General features: G+C 49.9%; 12 protein-coding genes. 5 read left to right on the top strand and 7 right to left on the bottom strand.

Annotation, left to right across the window (positions count from 1 at the left end; all coding sequences use genetic code 11):
• The 4 genes from PHU49_06745 to PHU49_06760 form a co-directional block, all read right to left on the bottom strand.
• The coding region (locus tag PHU49_06745) for a rubrerythrin family protein (GenBank protein MDD5243699.1) at nt 1–397 on the bottom strand (397 nt) is incomplete at its 3' end.
• 119 nt (nt 398–516) lie between these two features.
• Nucleotides 517–891, bottom strand: coding sequence for a desulfoferrodoxin (locus tag PHU49_06750; GenBank protein ID MDD5243700.1), 375 nt, complete (start codon nt 889–891; stop codon nt 517–519).
• On the bottom strand, nt 884–1,327 hold the full coding sequence (locus PHU49_06755) for a Fur family transcriptional regulator (protein ID MDD5243701.1): 444 nt from the start codon (nt 1,325–1,327) through the stop codon (nt 884–886). Before PHU49_06755 ends, PHU49_06750 begins: the two co-directional genes overlap by 8 nt.
• 263 nt (nt 1,328–1,590) lie before the next feature.
• A complete protein-coding gene (locus PHU49_06760) occupies nt 1,591–2,532 on the bottom strand; it encodes a PHB depolymerase family esterase (protein MDD5243702.1) in 942 nt (313 codons plus the stop codon).
• 111 nt (nt 2,533–2,643) lie between these two features.
• On the opposite strand from PHU49_06760, the gene tatB reads away from it, so the two are divergent.
• The 5 genes from tatB to PHU49_06785 all read left to right on the top strand — a co-directional run bounded on the left by tatB (nt 2,644) and on the right by PHU49_06785 (nt 7,192).
• Nucleotides 2,644–2,961, top strand: coding sequence for a Sec-independent protein translocase protein TatB (tatB, locus tag PHU49_06765; GenBank protein ID MDD5243703.1), 318 nt, complete (start codon nt 2,644–2,646; stop codon nt 2,959–2,961).
• Between the two features lie 48 nt (nt 2,962–3,009).
• Nucleotides 3,010–3,744, top strand: a complete 735-nt coding sequence (gene tatC, locus PHU49_06770; protein ID MDD5243704.1) for a twin-arginine translocase subunit TatC — start codon at nt 3,010–3,012, stop codon at nt 3,742–3,744.
• Complete coding sequence (gene glmU / locus PHU49_06775; GenBank protein MDD5243705.1) at nt 3,731–5,092, top strand: bifunctional UDP-N-acetylglucosamine diphosphorylase/glucosamine-1-phosphate N-acetyltransferase GlmU; 1,362 nt, start codon at nt 3,731–3,733, stop codon at nt 5,090–5,092. The genes tatC and glmU overlap by 14 nt, the downstream gene beginning before the upstream one ends.
• The gene (gene glmS, locus PHU49_06780) at nt 5,080–6,900 is read left to right on the top strand and encodes a glutamine--fructose-6-phosphate transaminase (isomerizing) (protein MDD5243706.1); all 1,821 of its coding nucleotides are present in this window, start codon (nt 5,080–5,082) and stop codon (nt 6,898–6,900) included. The genes glmU and glmS overlap by 13 nt, the downstream gene beginning before the upstream one ends.
• A gap of 112 nt (nt 6,901–7,012) precedes the next feature.
• Complete coding sequence (locus PHU49_06785) at nt 7,013–7,192, top strand: hypothetical protein (GenBank protein ID MDD5243707.1); 180 nt, start codon at nt 7,013–7,015, stop codon at nt 7,190–7,192.
• Here the strand turns inward: PHU49_06785 and PHU49_06790 are convergent.
• The 3 genes from PHU49_06790 to PHU49_06800 all read right to left on the bottom strand — a co-directional run bounded on the left by PHU49_06790 (nt 7,176) and on the right by PHU49_06800 (nt 15,158).
• On the bottom strand, nt 7,176–9,173 hold the full coding sequence (locus tag PHU49_06790; GenBank protein ID MDD5243708.1) for a hypothetical protein: 1,998 nt from the start codon (nt 9,171–9,173) through the stop codon (nt 7,176–7,178). The genes PHU49_06785 and PHU49_06790 overlap by 17 nt on opposite strands.
• A gap of 202 nt (nt 9,174–9,375) precedes the next feature.
• On the bottom strand, nt 9,376–9,963 hold the full coding sequence (locus PHU49_06795) for a hypothetical protein (protein MDD5243709.1): 588 nt from the start codon (nt 9,961–9,963) through the stop codon (nt 9,376–9,378).
• Nucleotides 9,960–15,158 (bottom strand): DUF6531 domain-containing protein, encoded by a 5,199-nt coding sequence (locus PHU49_06800; GenBank protein ID MDD5243710.1) that lies wholly within the window; start codon nt 15,156–15,158, stop codon nt 9,960–9,962. The genes PHU49_06795 and PHU49_06800 overlap by 4 nt, the downstream gene beginning before the upstream one ends.
• Between the last annotated feature and the right edge of the window lie 112 nt (nt 15,159–15,270).

Here is a 15,270-nt window from a genome sequence, read left to right on the forward strand (position 1 = left end):
TTTCGTGTTGCACCTCGACCTTGGCGATCTCCCTGAAGAGCGTGGCGATCTCGCCAAAACCTTCCTCATCTGCAATACGCGCTGCCTCAGGATAAAGGACTGAATGTTCAAGATTTTCACCTGCTGCCGCAGCCTTCAGGTTGTCTATCGTTGTGCCGATTACGCCGGCAGGATAGGACGCGGTAATCTCTGTTTCCCCGCCTTCAAGGAATTGAAAAAACCTCTTGGCGTGTTCTTTTTCGTTGTCCGCGGTATCGGCAAAAAACCACGATATCTGTTCGTACCCCTCTTTTTTAGCCTGTGATGAAAAATAAGTATACCTGTTCCTTGCCTGCGATTCACCGGCAAAGCTTGCAAGTAGATTGTGTTCTGTTTTTGTTCCTTTTATGGATTTCATGATGTCCTCCTTGTTTACTCAGCAAGATCAACTGAGAGTAAGCAGTATGCAGCAGGCACTAAAAAGATTTTCGCTGCTTACTGTCTACTGCTTACCCGATTTTGCTATGTTTGCCTGTATCAGCTCTTCCAGAGCCCGTGCAGGTTGCAATATTCACGGGCAATTACATTTTCACCCTTTACAGGGAAAAGGGCCTCAGGCGCCGCACCCGGTGATAAAAACTGGCGATAGACCTTACCGTCGATGATTGCCTCGATCAGGACAATGTAATGTTTCTCTTCCATGGGATGGGCAACACTGCCGACCTTTACCTTGATCCCATCCGCTGTCTTTTCTATAACAGGGACATGTTTTTCCAGTGACGCATCTACAGTATTTTCCTTCATAAGCTCCATGGGCTCATTACAGCAAACAAGCTCACCCTTCCCGCCAAGCAGGACCTCCACAACATTCCCGCAAATTGCACATTTGTAAACCTGTAATCTTTCAGCCATGATATACCTCCTTTTTTTGGTGTTTATGACTGTCATGTGACAGACATTCCTTACAGATACCCTTAAAATAGCCTTCTATCTCTTCAATACTATGGCCGTCGATCTCCATAGCGTCGGCATAGGCGCATCGTACATCTACATCAATGATCCTGCCGCATCTTTTGCACAGCAGGTGGTGATGTGGCTTTGTCTCGTAATCGTACCGCATCTCTTCAGGTGTGATCGTGAGGCAGTGCACCAGCCCCTTTTCCGCAAAAGTGCTGAGTGTATTGTAGACTGTAGTTTTTGAGATTGTGGGTATCTCCTTTGAGAGTTCGTCATATATCATATTCACATTCATGTGATCTCTGTTTTTTGCAATGATTTCCAGTATTTTTATACGTTGGTGTGATGGTTGTATATTCTTTGACTGGAGTATTTTAATCAGGTTTTCCATATCTGTAATAATTATAAATTAATATTTAATACAATATTGGAACGATGTCAAGAGTAATAAATAGCTATCAGAAGATATTGTGAAAAGTGAAAGGTAATAGGTAATAGGTGATAGGTGATAGGTGGAAGGTAATGGGTGAGGAAGAATCTCGTAAGTCGTCAGGCGTTAGGCGATTAAAACCCCTTACGATTCACGCCTAACGGTCTTTCCGATATACGATATACGAACTACGATATACGATCTGCTGTGAGCTGAATTTATATTTACGGTTTCGGATGGTTTTCAAAAAATTCCCAGATCAGGTTTGTTGCTGAAATCTCGTGGATGGGCTCATCGGCGCCAATATACCCTGTTTTTTTGCCTCCAGGCCAGGCATGTTCCCCGCCCTTGATAGTGTAAAGAAGGACTTCAGTGCCGGATAATCCGCCGGCGTAGAGCTCTTTAATGAGGCGTCCCTTTTCTTCTTTTTGGGGGGTTGCTGAACATTGATTATTTTTTATCCAGAACGAAACGGCATAAGAGACAGGAGTATCGGTACGTTCATGATTGTCAGCCATCTTCAATGATTTGCCGCCATCGTAGAGGACGTATTTGTCATCTTTACCATGGATTATGACAACAGAGACAGGATGTGTCGGCTTGCAATCCTTGACGTTCAAAGCCCCTGCCACGGGACCGATAGCGGCAATCCTGTCAGATAACTCGCAGGCAAGACGGTAGCTCATCATAGCACCATTCGATATACCCGTTGCATAGATGCGCTTAGGGTCAATGGGTAGTTCATGTTCGAGTTTTTCGATAAGTGTTTTGATAAAACCGACATCGTCGATGTTGTTTTCAAGGGCATATCCACAGCAATTTCCGGAGTTCCAGGTAAGGGAGATATTCCTGCCTATCCAGCTTGTTCCATTGGGGTAGACAACGATGAACCCTTGCGTATTTGCCTTCTGGCTGAAACCGGTCACACGGGCTGCGTTCTTTGCGTTCCCGCCGCCACCGTGAAGTACGATGACAAGAGGAACGGATTTCTGTTTCTGGACTATACATATAGTCGGGATGTATACCTTATATGTTCTTGTCCTGCCGGCATGCGTCAGCGAACCGTCGTGGTATCCCGGTCTCCCGAAAGTCTCCGAAGACACATGTTGAGCAACGAACAGAAACGCAACAAGGATCAAAATTAAAAAACGCAGGATCTTTGTCATAGAGTATCCAAATGTTACCAGAGAACATATGATTTGTAAATACCGGGTATTGATTGTTGCGTGGGGTTATTTTGTTTTACCTGACCTTGTTTTTGTGATAGTTTATGAAAAATGTTTGGTATTGGTCTTCCGGAGCTCATTGTTATCATGGTGGTAGCTTTGCTGGTAGTAGGGCCTTCGAAGTTGCCCGAACTCGCAAAGTCACTCGGCAAGGCCTTTTCAGAGTTCAGGAGGATGGCGGATGAAGTAAAAGAAACCATCGAGGAAGAGGTCTCAGGGGCTGAAGCACCCCAGGAAGAAAGACCCCCTGATGTTGCTGACGAAGAGGCATATTCCGGGGAAACTCACGGGGAAGCTGAGCAGCACGCTGAGAACGCGAACGAAGAAGAACATACAAAAATCCCTGAAGGTGGAGCATTACGCGGATAAAAAAATACCAACAGACAAAACCGAAAACCCATGGTTCAGCAATCATCAGTGGATGATAAACAGCCATTCCTCTCCCATCTCAAGGAACTGCGTGACCGGATCCTGGTCTGCATTATAGCGATCGGGATAGCGTTCATATTGACATATTACTTCAAGGAAAAGATATTTGCCTTTCTTATGGAGCCTTTCATCAGGGTTATGCCGGAAAAAAGTTCCTTTATATTTACCGGTGTCACCGAGGCGTTTATTACCTATTTCAAGATATCCGTTGTCGCTGCCCTCTTTGTCGTTGCTCCGGTGATCCTCTATGAGTTCTGGATGTTCGTGTCCCCGGGCCTCTATGAAAAGGAAAGACGTTATATCTACCCTTTTATCTTTTTGGGCAGCCTCTGTTTTGTATGCGGCGCCCTGTTCTGTTATTATCTTGTCATGCCTTATATATACAGGTTCTTTGTCAGTTATGCTGCTGAATTCATTATCCCCATGCCTGACCTGAAAAGCTATATGAGCCTGACCCTGAAGATGCTCATCATGTTTGGATTGTTTTTTGAATTACCGCTTGTCGCCTTTTATCTTGCAAAGGCAGGGATCATACATTACAGGATGCTCTCATCAAAGAGGAGATATGCGATCCTTGCAATTGTCATTGTGAGCGCCATCATTACGCCGCCGGATGTGTCAAGCCAGCTCCTCATCGCCATTCCGTTATGGGGACTTTATGAATTGAGTGTTGTCATAGTGAGGGTCTTTGGAAAGAAGGGGAGGGTCGATGAAAAAGCTTAATGTTGTTATCCTTGCCGCAGGAAAGGGCGAGAGGATGGTCTCAAAAAGGCCGAAGGTAATGCACGAGATCATGGGAAGGCCCATGATACGCTATGTGGTTGAGAGGGCGCAGGAGCTTTCCCCCGCAAGGATCGTCGTCGTTGTCGGCTACGGCAGGGAAAAGGTCGAGGAATATCTGAAGGCCTATCCCGTTGCGTGCGCCCTTCAGCGGGCGCAAAAAGGGACGGCCAATGCGTTGCTCGCTGCCGGTAAATTCATCGACGGCGGCGATGTCCTCGTTCTCTACGGCGATGTCCCGATTATAGAAAAGGAGACGTTGAAGAATTTTCTCTCTTTTTATGGAAAAACAAAGAGCATTACCTTCATGACAACAGATGTTCCGGATCCTGCTGGATATGGAAGGGTTATCATGTCCGGCGATGAGATACTCGGGATCAAAGAAGATGTCGATGCCACCCGGAAAGAGCGGGAGATCAACCGCATCAATACAGGCATCTGCATCATTCCGGCTAAGTCCTTTCCTTTGCTGAGGTCAATATCCGCCGATAACAAAAAGGGGGAATATTACCTTACCGATATCTGCACAATCGGGCGGCAAAAGGGTGAAACCATCAAAGGGTACAATTGTGAGAATGCCCGGGAAGTCCTCGGCATAAATACGCGGAAGGAGCTTCTGGAGGCAAACGCGATCATGCGGCAGAGGATCATCGGACAACACATGCAGAAAGGGGTGACAATCCTGGACAAGAACGTTTATATCGAAAGCGAGGTAAAGATCGGCATCGATACAACGGTATTTCCTAACTGCCACCTTCTCGGATGCACTATAATTGGGAATGATGTCGTGATCGGTCCCAACGTCGTCGTGAAGGACTCGGTGATACACGATAACGTGGTCATCGAAGGTTTCGTAACCATCGAGGGGGCCGAGATAAAAGAGAACGCGAAGATAGGGCCTTTTTCCAGGCTGAGGCCCGGAACGGTTATCGGTAAAGGCGCCAGGATAGGCAATTTCGTGGAGGTCAAGAACTCACGGATCGACAAGGACGCCAGGGCAAGCCATCTTGCCTACATCGGTGATGCGGAGGTAGGGAAAAACGTTAACATCGGGGCAGGGACCATTACTTGTAATTACGACGGGGCAAGGAAACACAGGACCGTAATAGGGGATAATGTGCTTGTCGGCAGCAATACAGAGCTTGTAGCCCCCGTAAAGATAGGCAGGGACGCGGTAATCGGCGCCGGATCGACTATTACGAAAGACGTACCCGGAGGAGCCCTTGCGTTAACGCGGGTCCAACAGAAACATGTTCCGGGGTACGGGAGGAAGAAAAGATGTGCGGAATAGTAGGATATAAAGGCAAGAATGACGCCTGCGGGATACTGATAGAGGCCCTGAAAAGGCTTGAATACAGGGGTTATGATTCAGCGGGTATCGCGGTGTGGCAGCAGGGTGGGATCGAGATAGCCCGGAGGAAAGGCAAGGTTGATGAACTGAGAAAGGTTATCGCAGATGGTAATTTCAAGGGAAAGATGGGCCTCGCGCATACGAGATGGGCAACACACGGTACACCATCAGAACACAATGCCCACCCGCATAAGGCGGGAGACGTGGTTGTTGTTCACAACGGCATCATAGAAAACTACATCGAGTTGAAAGAGCGCCTGAGGAAAGAAGGCCATAAATTCCTCTCCGATACGGACACGGAGGTCATACCCCACCTTATCACAAGCTATCTCAAAAAAGGCAGGAATTTTGTCGACGCTGTCCGGTTATCTCTGAAGGAACTCAAAGGTTCCTACGCCCTCGGGATCATCCGTGAATCAGAGAAGGTGCTCATTGCGGCAAGAAAGGAAAGCCCCCTCATCATCGGCGTCGGCGCCGGCGAGTACTTTATCGCAAGCGACGCCCCGGCGATCATCAACAGGACAAAGAGGTTTATCTTCCTTGAGGATGATGACATAGCGATCTTCGCCGACGGTACGGTGAGGTTGATCGATATGGAAGGCAAGACCGTTAAAAGGGAGATACACCAGGTCCAGTGGTCGGATGCAATGGCGGAAAAAGGCGGCTTCAAACATTTCATGTTGAAAGAGATCTTTGAGCAGCCGCGGGCCATATCGGAGACGCTGATCGGAAGGGTGAAAGAAGAGAGGGGCGAGGTGGCCTTTGAAGAGTTGAAATTGCCGGACCTCGCAAAGATCAAAAAGATATGGATGGTCGCCTGCGGCACCTCGTACCACGCCTGCATGATCGGCAAACACCTCTTTGAATCCATGCTGCATATCCCCGTTGAAACGGATATCGCCTCTGAATTCCGCTACAGGGAGCCAATCCTCAAAAAGGATGACATGCTGATCCTCGTCTCGCAGTCAGGTGAAACGGCCGATACCATTGCGGCGATGAAGGAAGGGAAGAAAAGGGGCGTCTACACGCTCTCAGTCTGCAATGTCCTTGGCAGCACGCTCGCGCGGGATGCCGACGGCGTGATCTTTACCCATGCGGGCCCCGAGATAGGCGTTGCCTCCACAAAGGCATTCACGACACAGATATCGGTCCTCTTCCTCCTCATGCTCCACATAGGCGAGAGACTCGGCAAGCTCAACAACCAGGACATCAGCAGATACATAAAGGAGATAAAGCAGATCCCCCACAAGATACAGTCTATCCTCGATATGTCGGGTCCTATTGAGGAGATGGCAAGGAGATACATGGTCCACCACGACTTCCTCTATCTGGGAAGAGGGATCAATTACCCGGCAGTGCTTGAGGGTGCCTTAAAACTCAAAGAGATCTCCTATATCCATGCCGAGGCCTATGCCGCCGGGGAGATGAAGCACGGTCCGATCGCCCTTATCGACGAGAATATGCCCGTCGTCTTTGTATCGCCTCATGACCATACGTACAAAAAGACGTGCAGCAACGTGGAAGAGGTGATCTCACGAAGGGGCAGGGTGCTGATCTTTACCGATGACCCGCTGCACGAGATGGCAGACCGCGTGGAGACCTTCTTTGTGCTGCCTCAGACGATCTATGCGCTGCAGCCGATCCTGTCTGTAGTGCCGCTCCAGCTCCTCGCGTATTATATCGCAAACTTTCTGGGAACTGACGTAGACCAGCCGCGCAACCTCGCCAAGAGCGTAACGGTGGAATAAGCAGACCCATATCAGCCAACAGCGAACAACTTGCTGGCTTGATAGTTTGCAAGCCTGCCAGCTTACCAGCCATAAACCCGGATTTTCCACGTAGGATGAGCATGGTGTCGGGATGTCCCTCGCAACACGCTGGATAAAGGCAGTGAAAGGTGAAAGGTTAAAAGTGAAAGGTGAGAAACCAAAGAGAAAATTCTTTGAGAAGTTTATCTCTCTGCCCTCGGCTCTCCGCTCTCTGCTGCCTTTCTCTCACGGCGGTTTGCTGAATGAAATCCCGCTTAGGGACAGGAAATAGGGGCGGTTTCACAGCGGTCGCTTACCGTACTGTACAAACCGGTCGGGCATTGAGGCAACATGCGGCAGCGGGAGATGTCCGGATCCCAGGTGTAGCCGCTGTCACAATTCACCGTACCGTTCAGTTGACAGACATCATGCGTTGTATCGATGGTCCCGCCCGAACCGCACGCAAGAGGAGCCTGATGGCATACCATTAAACTATCATCATAGGACCACCCGGGATCACAACCGGCAGACCAGGGAAGTTGACAGACATCGCGTTGTGCATCAAGGCTGCCCCCGTTGGGACAGGAAGCATCAGCGAAACAGGTTGCTGCCCCACCTCCTCCCCATCCGCCACCGTCTCCTGAAGACGTGTAGCCAGCAGGACATTCTGTATTTGTAGAACACTCCGCAGGTTTTTTGCAGTTGTGGTCGGCATCACACGTGTAGCCTGTTCCATAAGGGCAGGTGTAAACCGCGGTTGTTCCGGTAAATGTTACACGGCCGACCTCAGAAGAACTTCCGGTCCAGGTTTCTTCAAATATTAATTGATTGCCTGAGCCGATTACCCTGTAATACTCTCCCTTCAACGTTCCTGATCCTGATGAAGTAACGACGGCCCCATCGACAATGATACTGCCGAACTGCGCGCCCCCATCATTATTCACAAAGGTGATTGTGTTGCCGGCGGCGCTGACAGATATGCTGCCGTTCATAGATGTCATATAGATAGGGGAGCCGGTACGTACGGTTGCTCCCGTGATCGATATAAGCGTGCTGCCAAAATATATCCCGACTCCGCCGGATGCGAAATCGATAGTCCCGCCTGGTCCATTACCCGACAGCGATACCGGGGTGAGCGCCGATGCGCACGTCGTTGTCTGTAAGCAGTTACTTGTGCAGGCATTATAACTCCCGTATATACTCCCCGTTGAACTGCAGGTGTATGAGTATGAAGGCAATGCCTTGCAGCGGTTATTGATCTTTGAGTATGACCCTCCTGACGGGCAGGAGGGCGTGATCTCGCACCGGTCCCGTGCGGCCGCATAAGTATAACCGGTAGTGCAGCCTTTATAGACGGGCTTCTGGCAGCGGTCATGTGTTCCGTCGTATGACCCTGCCGAACAGGACGGTGTGACCTCGCAGCGCGACCGTTCCGGGACATAGACATATCCGGAAGGACAAACGGGCAGGATGTCGTTTATACATGCGTCATATTGCGTGTTCAATGTCCCATTAGGACAGTCTGCCGGTTTATGACAGATACCGCCCTCCAGGGTAAACCCGGCAGGACAGATGGATCCCGTACAGTTGTATGTGGCGGTAATCGTATGATCAGCGGTTACGTTACTGAAAACGTAGCTTGTCGCTGCTTCTATCGACATCCCATCCACCTTCACATCCGTCAACGTATAGCCTGCCTTTGAGCCGATAGTAAACGCAGTATTGTCCCCGTATTGGACCGCTATTGTTCCGGACGGGGATATGCCGTTTTCATCCGGTATCGCGATGGCATCGATAGCAAAGGTCTTTTTCATGAAATTGGCGGTGACATTTTTCGAGGAGTCCATTGTTATTGTACAGTTCCCCGTACCCGTACATGCGCCGGACCATCCTGTGAAATTATAGGCTGTATTGGGTGTCGCGATAAGTGTCACCCGGGTCCCGTAATTGTACGTCGCGAGGCAGGAAGAACCGCAGTATATGTCCCCGTTTGTGCTTGTAACCGTACCCCCTGCGGTATCATTCAGTATGACATTAAGGGGCCATGTCTTGAAGGCAAACGTCTTCGACAGGCGGTTGCCGACCTCGTCATATTCGTACCGTGTGCCACCTGCATTGGGATTTTCTATCGCTGTCAGCCGGTTCAGATCATCATAGGTATAGTAGATCGTCTCGGCGAAAGAGGGGACAGCATTGAAGCCTGTGCCGATGAGAACAAGTGCGGCGGACAACCACACAATAAATTTATAGTTCGCTTGTCGTCTGTCTGTCATTGTTTCTCCTTTTTTTGTTTAATTGCGCTGCGGGTTTATATTCAGACGAAGACTTACGTTCGATCATTATTTAAGATGGGGTTCAAGGGTTCAATGGATCAAAGGATAAAAGAGATCCTTATAGAGAATAGTTATGTGACAAAGGCACCGGAAAATGTGACGGAAGGGCAAAGGAGTTGGTCACATTAGTCAACTACGCACCCTATCTTCGCTGATGTTTTTTTAAAAACTTTTTTGACAATATTTGAACTAATTTGCTTGGATGTCCACTGAGCTGCTCTAGGGCAGGCACCGCTGCCTGAGTACTAAGATTGGCTTTGAAGTGAATTTGAAACTTCGCTCTTTCATCCAAGCCCATCATTTTAAAGGTATCTTGTACAATGCGAAATCCAGTCGAGGCAGTAAGCTCAATGTCACCTATCAATGTATTAATTTCCAGGTATCTATCAAGCAACTTCCCTTCGTCCGTGATAGTATAGTTGATACTTTTTGCCTCGAATAACATTACTAATTCATCAAAATATTTTCGAGACCAAGGCGTGTCAGGAAATACAAAACTGAGCGTGCTCTGTGTGTTATTAGCACAATGTTTTATAAATTGTACGTATATTGGTGATTCCTCAAGTTCAATAAAGATCGTTGAGCCATCTGTGCTTTGACTGATAAAATCTCGGATGAATCGTTTTAACTCATTTAGTCTAATACCACAATAGTAGATGGGACGACGTATCCACCAGCCAAAGATAGAGATCAGGACGATAAGTATGGCAAAAATCATATACCATTTCATGGCAATACCCCACTAATTACTCCAAAGGTCTGTCCGATCCACTGTCCCATTGCCTGGGGCTTGGTAAACGAATATGGAAGATCTGTGCCATAGTAGCCGGCAGCAAAACCTTGTGCAAAGCCAGCAGCAAACTGGCCTACTGGACCTCTAATAGTATTAGATGTACTTTTAGCAAGTGTCATAGTCCTAGAAACAGCGTATTGTTCAAATAGCCCTACCTGTGAAGTAAGGGTACTGGAACTGCCTAAAGTTAATACAGTCAATGCCTGTTCCCCTAACGTTGTGGAAGCATTAATTGCTGCACCCAGATAGTTGCCGTTCGCTAAATTTGTTTGTGCATTGTCCCAGGCTGCCTGTCCCGGTACCCAGCTTACATACCAAGGACTTTGATACGATGCGTTTTCCCCGCACTTCCCCCACGGATCGATCAGCATCACCGGATTGTTGCCTGCATACGCGTAGAGGTTTACATCCCCGCCTTCGAAGCCGAGGGGGTCTTCACTTATGAACCTCCCCACCTGGGGATCGTAGTACCTGGCCCTCATGTAGTAGAACCCGTTGGGTTCCGTCATGACGCCGTACTGCCCTACAAAGGTGAAGGGCTGCTCCACATATTCCTGCCGGTCCGTTATCTTTCCGAAGGGGTCATAGGCGTAAGAGTTCACGATTGCCCCCGAGTCATCGGTAAGGGCGACCGTAGAACCTGTTGCATTGAAATGGTAGCAAAAGACCTGATCCTGCTGCTTCTCTGATGTCACCATCGCGATGAGCCCTCTGCCGTAGATATAGTAGCGGGTAATATTGTTCTCCCCGTCCGCCTCAGCCAGGAGATTCCCATTGGCATCGTAGATATAGCGGGTAACGACGCCATCTCTTGCAGCCTCGATCCTGTTGCCCCTGCCGTCATAGGTGAACCTGACATCATTGCCGATCTCCGTGAGCCGGTGCTCATCATCAAAAGCATACGTGGTGCCGTAGCCGTTTGTCAACCGCCCTTCGTCATCGTAGGCGAAGCTGTCTCCCCCTGCGGCCTGGAGGCGATTGTTCCGGGGATCGTATGTATAGGAGATGTCTTCTTGAGAGAGCGCTGTCTGATAAGGTTCTTCCCGTACATCGCTTATACGGTTGCCGCCGGCATCGAGGGTGAATGCATACCGCGAGATGATGCGCGTGAGAGGATCGCCGGAGTCCTGCCTGTAGTTGTTGAGCATAGTCAACCTGCCGGCACTGTCATACCTGTATTCGGTCGTTGACCCGTTGAAATGAATGAGGCCGATCGGGCGTCCCGTTACATCGTATGTATACTGTGCCGTCCGGTCCTGCCACTGCACTGCTGCAAGCCGGTTTGCGGCATCATAGGAATAAAGCGCCTTTTTGTTCCCGGGATAGGAGATCTCGGTTATGTTGCCTACCGCATCATACCCGTAGGAGATGACAAATCCCCGTGGATCGGTCATGGAGACAAGTTTGTCCGCGGCGTCATAGGAATAGCGGGTGGCGCCGGCCGCATCCTCCATGGAGATGAGGTTGTCGAGCAGGTCATAGGTAAAGCGTACAGAGGAGCCATTCGGGTAGGTGATCGTCTCCGGTTTGTTTGTCGCCGTATAGGTGTACGTGACAATGCGGTCGTTGCGGTCTTTAGCGGAGATCAGCCTCCCGGCGCCGTCGTAATAGAAACTGACGGTTTTCCCAAGAGGGTCGGTCCTGCCAATAAGGAGCCCCCTTTTGTCATAGGTGAAGGTGGTGGTTGAACCGGCCTGGTCAATGAATTCGATCAACCTCCCGGCGCTGTCGTAGGTCGAGGTGACGGCAGGATGGTTGCCTGTATTAGTTGTCTGAGGATTGCCGTATGTATCATGGGCGATCACGGTGGTTGTACCTCTCGCATCTGTGGCGGTATTGACGAGGCCGTTGGCATAGTATGTTGAGCTTGTTGTATTTCCGATGGGGTCGCGTGTGCCTATGAGATGATGCTTTGCATCATAGAAGAACCGGGTTGTATTGTCGTAAGGATCGATGACCTGTGTCAGCCGGAAATAGCTGTCATAGGTGTTGTTGACCCGGGCGCCCAGGGCATTGGTGATTACCTTCAGATTGTCATTGTTGTCATATTCGTATGTAGTGGTGTAATGCCGAGGATCGGTAATACTGACGATGTGATCCTGTCCGTCAAATTTCTTTGTGGCCTTATTCCCGAGGGGATCCGCGTCGGCATATCCTCTCCCTTTTTCATCGTAATAGTATGTGATAACACCTCCGGCGGGATCTTCTTCCTGATTTTTAAAACCGGGAAAATAGAAGTTGTATGTTGCAGTTTTGTTGCCCTGGCGCGGTACGGTCTGTGTCTTCACCCTGCCCAGGCCGTCATAGATGTTGGCAGCCGTGGTGATGCTGAGCGGGTTGGTGAGGCGTGTCATCCGGTGTCCGTCATCATATCCGTAACCCCACACCTTTCCTCCCGAATCGGTGTAACGGGTCAGGTTGCCGTTGGCATCATATGTGTAGGAAACTGACCGACCTTCTGAATCGGATACTGAACTGATGGTATCCCCGGAATAGGAGAAGGCGAGGGTGCGGCCCCGTGCATCGCGCACGGAGGAAAGATCCTTATTGGCGTTGTATGCAAAGGTCATCGTGTTGCCGTCAATATCTTTGATCTCGGATATCCTTTTATCTGCGTTGAAGTTTGTCCGTGTATCGAAACGTTCCGTGAGGCTGAATGTGCCGTCGACATTCTTCGTCAACTGTGTTGTTATGCCGGGAGGTGCACTGTAGGAGCCATCGGGGAGTTTGATGAACTCCATATTCTTGTTGCCGGCCTGGACGGTGACGCTGTTATCGTTGATCTGTTCCATCGCCCACTGTGCAATGATAGCGGAAATGACGGAATCCTTCACATGGTTTTCATTCTGCATGATGTTATTGATGATATAGCCGGCGACGACAAAGGGCGCCGTTTCGGTGATCTGTCGTTTCCCTATCACCGGCCCGGCGTGACTTGCTGTATTCAGGCTGATGTCGTTGTTGTGTGTCCAGCCGTACCCGAAGCCCGTCTTTTTCGCATAATAATTGCTGTTGTATGAGCGGTTAAAAATTAAGCCCAACGGAGCGCCGCTGCCAAGCCTCAGATCGGTGTGATCGTACAGGTATGCGCCGCTTGCCATATCCACTGGTTCTTTTGACTGATACGTTGGAACGCCGGAGATGACCGATGTCGAGAAGAATAGAGGGGTGTCGATGGATACCCAGATATCTGTCTGGTTTGCCGTATATATGGGGTCAATCGGGATATATTGTCCTATCCCGCCATTGTAGTTACCCACATACATCCCGGAAACCCAATTGCTGTCTCTCGCCATGTACCCATACCCCTGCCATTGTCCCAGCGTGAGGTTTCCGTATTCCGGCAGGACAAAGACATCGAAACCTTCGTTTCTTTTTGCGTCGATCCAGGCCAGGGCGGCTGATGTGTAGCCCTTCAATTGTTGCCTTACGTTCTGGTAATTTGAACTGTCTGCCTGGAATATCTTGTGACCCTTAGCGTTTGCCAGTTGAAGAACCTTTACCGTCGATGCGCCGGGCTTGTCGGAGCCCATGAATTGTTCCAGGATGCTGTGCTCGAATCCGCTTCCATGAAACATCACGGTTTGAAAAAGGGCATAGATGTTTTTCGCATTGCTGTAATACTGGTTGTAGGAATCATAGGCGTAATTAAGGGCACATGCCCATGCCGAAACATCGATGTAGGGCCCCGTATTCTGGCCCATGATCCCTATGGCATGGAACATGACGGGGAGGGCGCCTCCGGAAATGATCCCGGCCCCTACAAGTTCTGTTTGCATCAGGATCTCGCTGAAATAGGTCAGGCCCATGATGTTGAGAGTCTCTCCGAGTACCTTCTCCTTGTCGTTATCAGCCGTCAGCCCCTGGAGAAGGTACCCGTCGAGCCGTTCCTGTCTTTTTTGGATAAGGGCGCTGCGCGATGTGCCCGCAAAATTGGAGATCACCGCGTATGTGCCGCCGCTCTTCAGCGAAGAAGTTGCTGTTTGGGATGCATAGTAACCGTTATTCGTCGCAGTGCCGTGGTTGATGGTGAACGTCGCGGTACCGTGGCTGCCGGGCGTTGTCGCGCTCCCCGAGGCTATTAATGTGCCTTCGAGACACAGTTCAGGCCGGTAATTACCGCCCGTGTAGGTGATCGTGATTCTCTTCCCGCCGATATCGGGGACGGCAAATGTATGATCGATCCCGCTGTATTGTACGCGCAAAGTGGCGGTATATTCAGGAGGGATCTCATCCCACGTTGCGCTCACCGTGGTTGAGTGGGGGAGGGACGTGGAATAGGTCGTCATATCGCCCGGGACCATGCGATAAGAACTCCCCAGGTATCGCGCAGTATCCTGTTTGGCGCCTTCCGCGAGCCGTGCGGCAATATAGTTGGACGCGTAATATGCGAGCTTTGTCCTGATATTCTTTTCATTGATGTTCTGTGCGTAATCGTTGCCCAGAACGGCTCCCGATATGGCCGTGCTAATGAAATCGAAGTAGTCATACTTCATATCGGACAAAAGGTTGATATGGCCCTCATAATTTTCTGAATATGCCTTGAGGGCCGGATCGAAGACATAGTCCGTGCCGTCAATGGTGGCGGATACCCAGACCCTGGTTATCGTGCAGTATGTCCCATTATCTGTTGTGAACGGGATCCCGCCGTTCCCGAGCGTATATGCGTAGTAGGTATTTCTCAGCCACAGGTCGACGGTCGGGATGCTGAGCGTCATGGTGCCGTAGACGTAACGGGCACTGTACCCGCTTGCCCTGAGCAGGGCGATCATCAGCGATGCCTGATCAAAGTCATTGCCGCTGCCGTCCAGGTAGGTAAGCGTTGCCCCTTTCAGTGATCCGAAGTACGGCAGGTAATCAATATGCTGCTTCACGTAATTATAGATGAGCTTCGGGTCGTGGCGCAGGGAGCTGGCAAGCTCCTGGATCTCCGGGCTGGTTTCCGTTGCTCCGGCGGTTGCGAGGGCCATCATAAGCGGTTGCTCCATGATCCGCTGCATCCTTTTTCCCGAAAAATGAACCTCTGCCTGACCGGGCGTGATCGGCATGCCCCGCAAGAGCATCCATCCCGACTTTCCTGGTCCCTGTTGTTTTTGCGTTTTACTTTCCTTCTCTTTAGTTGCACCATCCATTTTTCCTTCTTTTATACTGCCGGCTGCGATGCCAGCAAGAACAAAGTCTTTCGTCAGTGAAGACCCGGGGAGGATCGTTATATTCCTGCTGATAGTGGAGTAGCCGTTTCTT

The organism is Syntrophorhabdaceae bacterium (assembly GCA_028713955.1).
In the GTDB taxonomy this organism is placed as follows: Bacteria; Desulfobacterota; Syntrophorhabdia; order Syntrophorhabdales; family Syntrophorhabdaceae; genus UBA5609.

Bases quoted from the DNA above. Each gene is read 5' to 3' on its own strand.
- PHU49_06750 (MDD5243700.1), bottom strand. From the start codon at position 891: ATGGCTGAAAGATTACAGGTTTACAAATGTGCAATTTGCGGGAATGTT.
- PHU49_06755 (MDD5243701.1), bottom strand. From the start codon at position 1,327: ATGGAAAACCTGATTAAAATACTCCAGTCAAAGAATATACAACCATCA.
- PHU49_06760 (MDD5243702.1), bottom strand. From the start codon at position 2,532: ATGACAAAGATCCTGCGTTTTTTAATTTTGATCCTTGTTGCGTTTCTG.
- tatB (MDD5243703.1), top strand. From the start codon at position 2,644: ATGTTTGGTATTGGTCTTCCGGAGCTCATTGTTATCATGGTGGTAGCT.
- glmU (MDD5243705.1), top strand. From the start codon at position 3,731: ATGAAAAAGCTTAATGTTGTTATCCTTGCCGCAGGAAAGGGCGAGAGG.
- glmS (MDD5243706.1), top strand. From the start codon at position 5,080: ATGTGCGGAATAGTAGGATATAAAGGCAAGAATGACGCCTGCGGGATA.
- PHU49_06785 (MDD5243707.1), top strand. From the start codon at position 7,013: ATGTCCCTCGCAACACGCTGGATAAAGGCAGTGAAAGGTGAAAGGTTA.
- PHU49_06790 (MDD5243708.1), bottom strand. From the start codon at position 9,173: ATGACAGACAGACGACAAGCGAACTATAAATTTATTGTGTGGTTGTCC.
- PHU49_06795 (MDD5243709.1), bottom strand. From the start codon at position 9,963: ATGAAATGGTATATGATTTTTGCCATACTTATCGTCCTGATCTCTATC.
- PHU49_06800 (MDD5243710.1), bottom strand. From the start codon at position 15,158: ATGGATGGTGCAACTAAAGAGAAGGAAAGTAAAACGCAAAAACAACAG.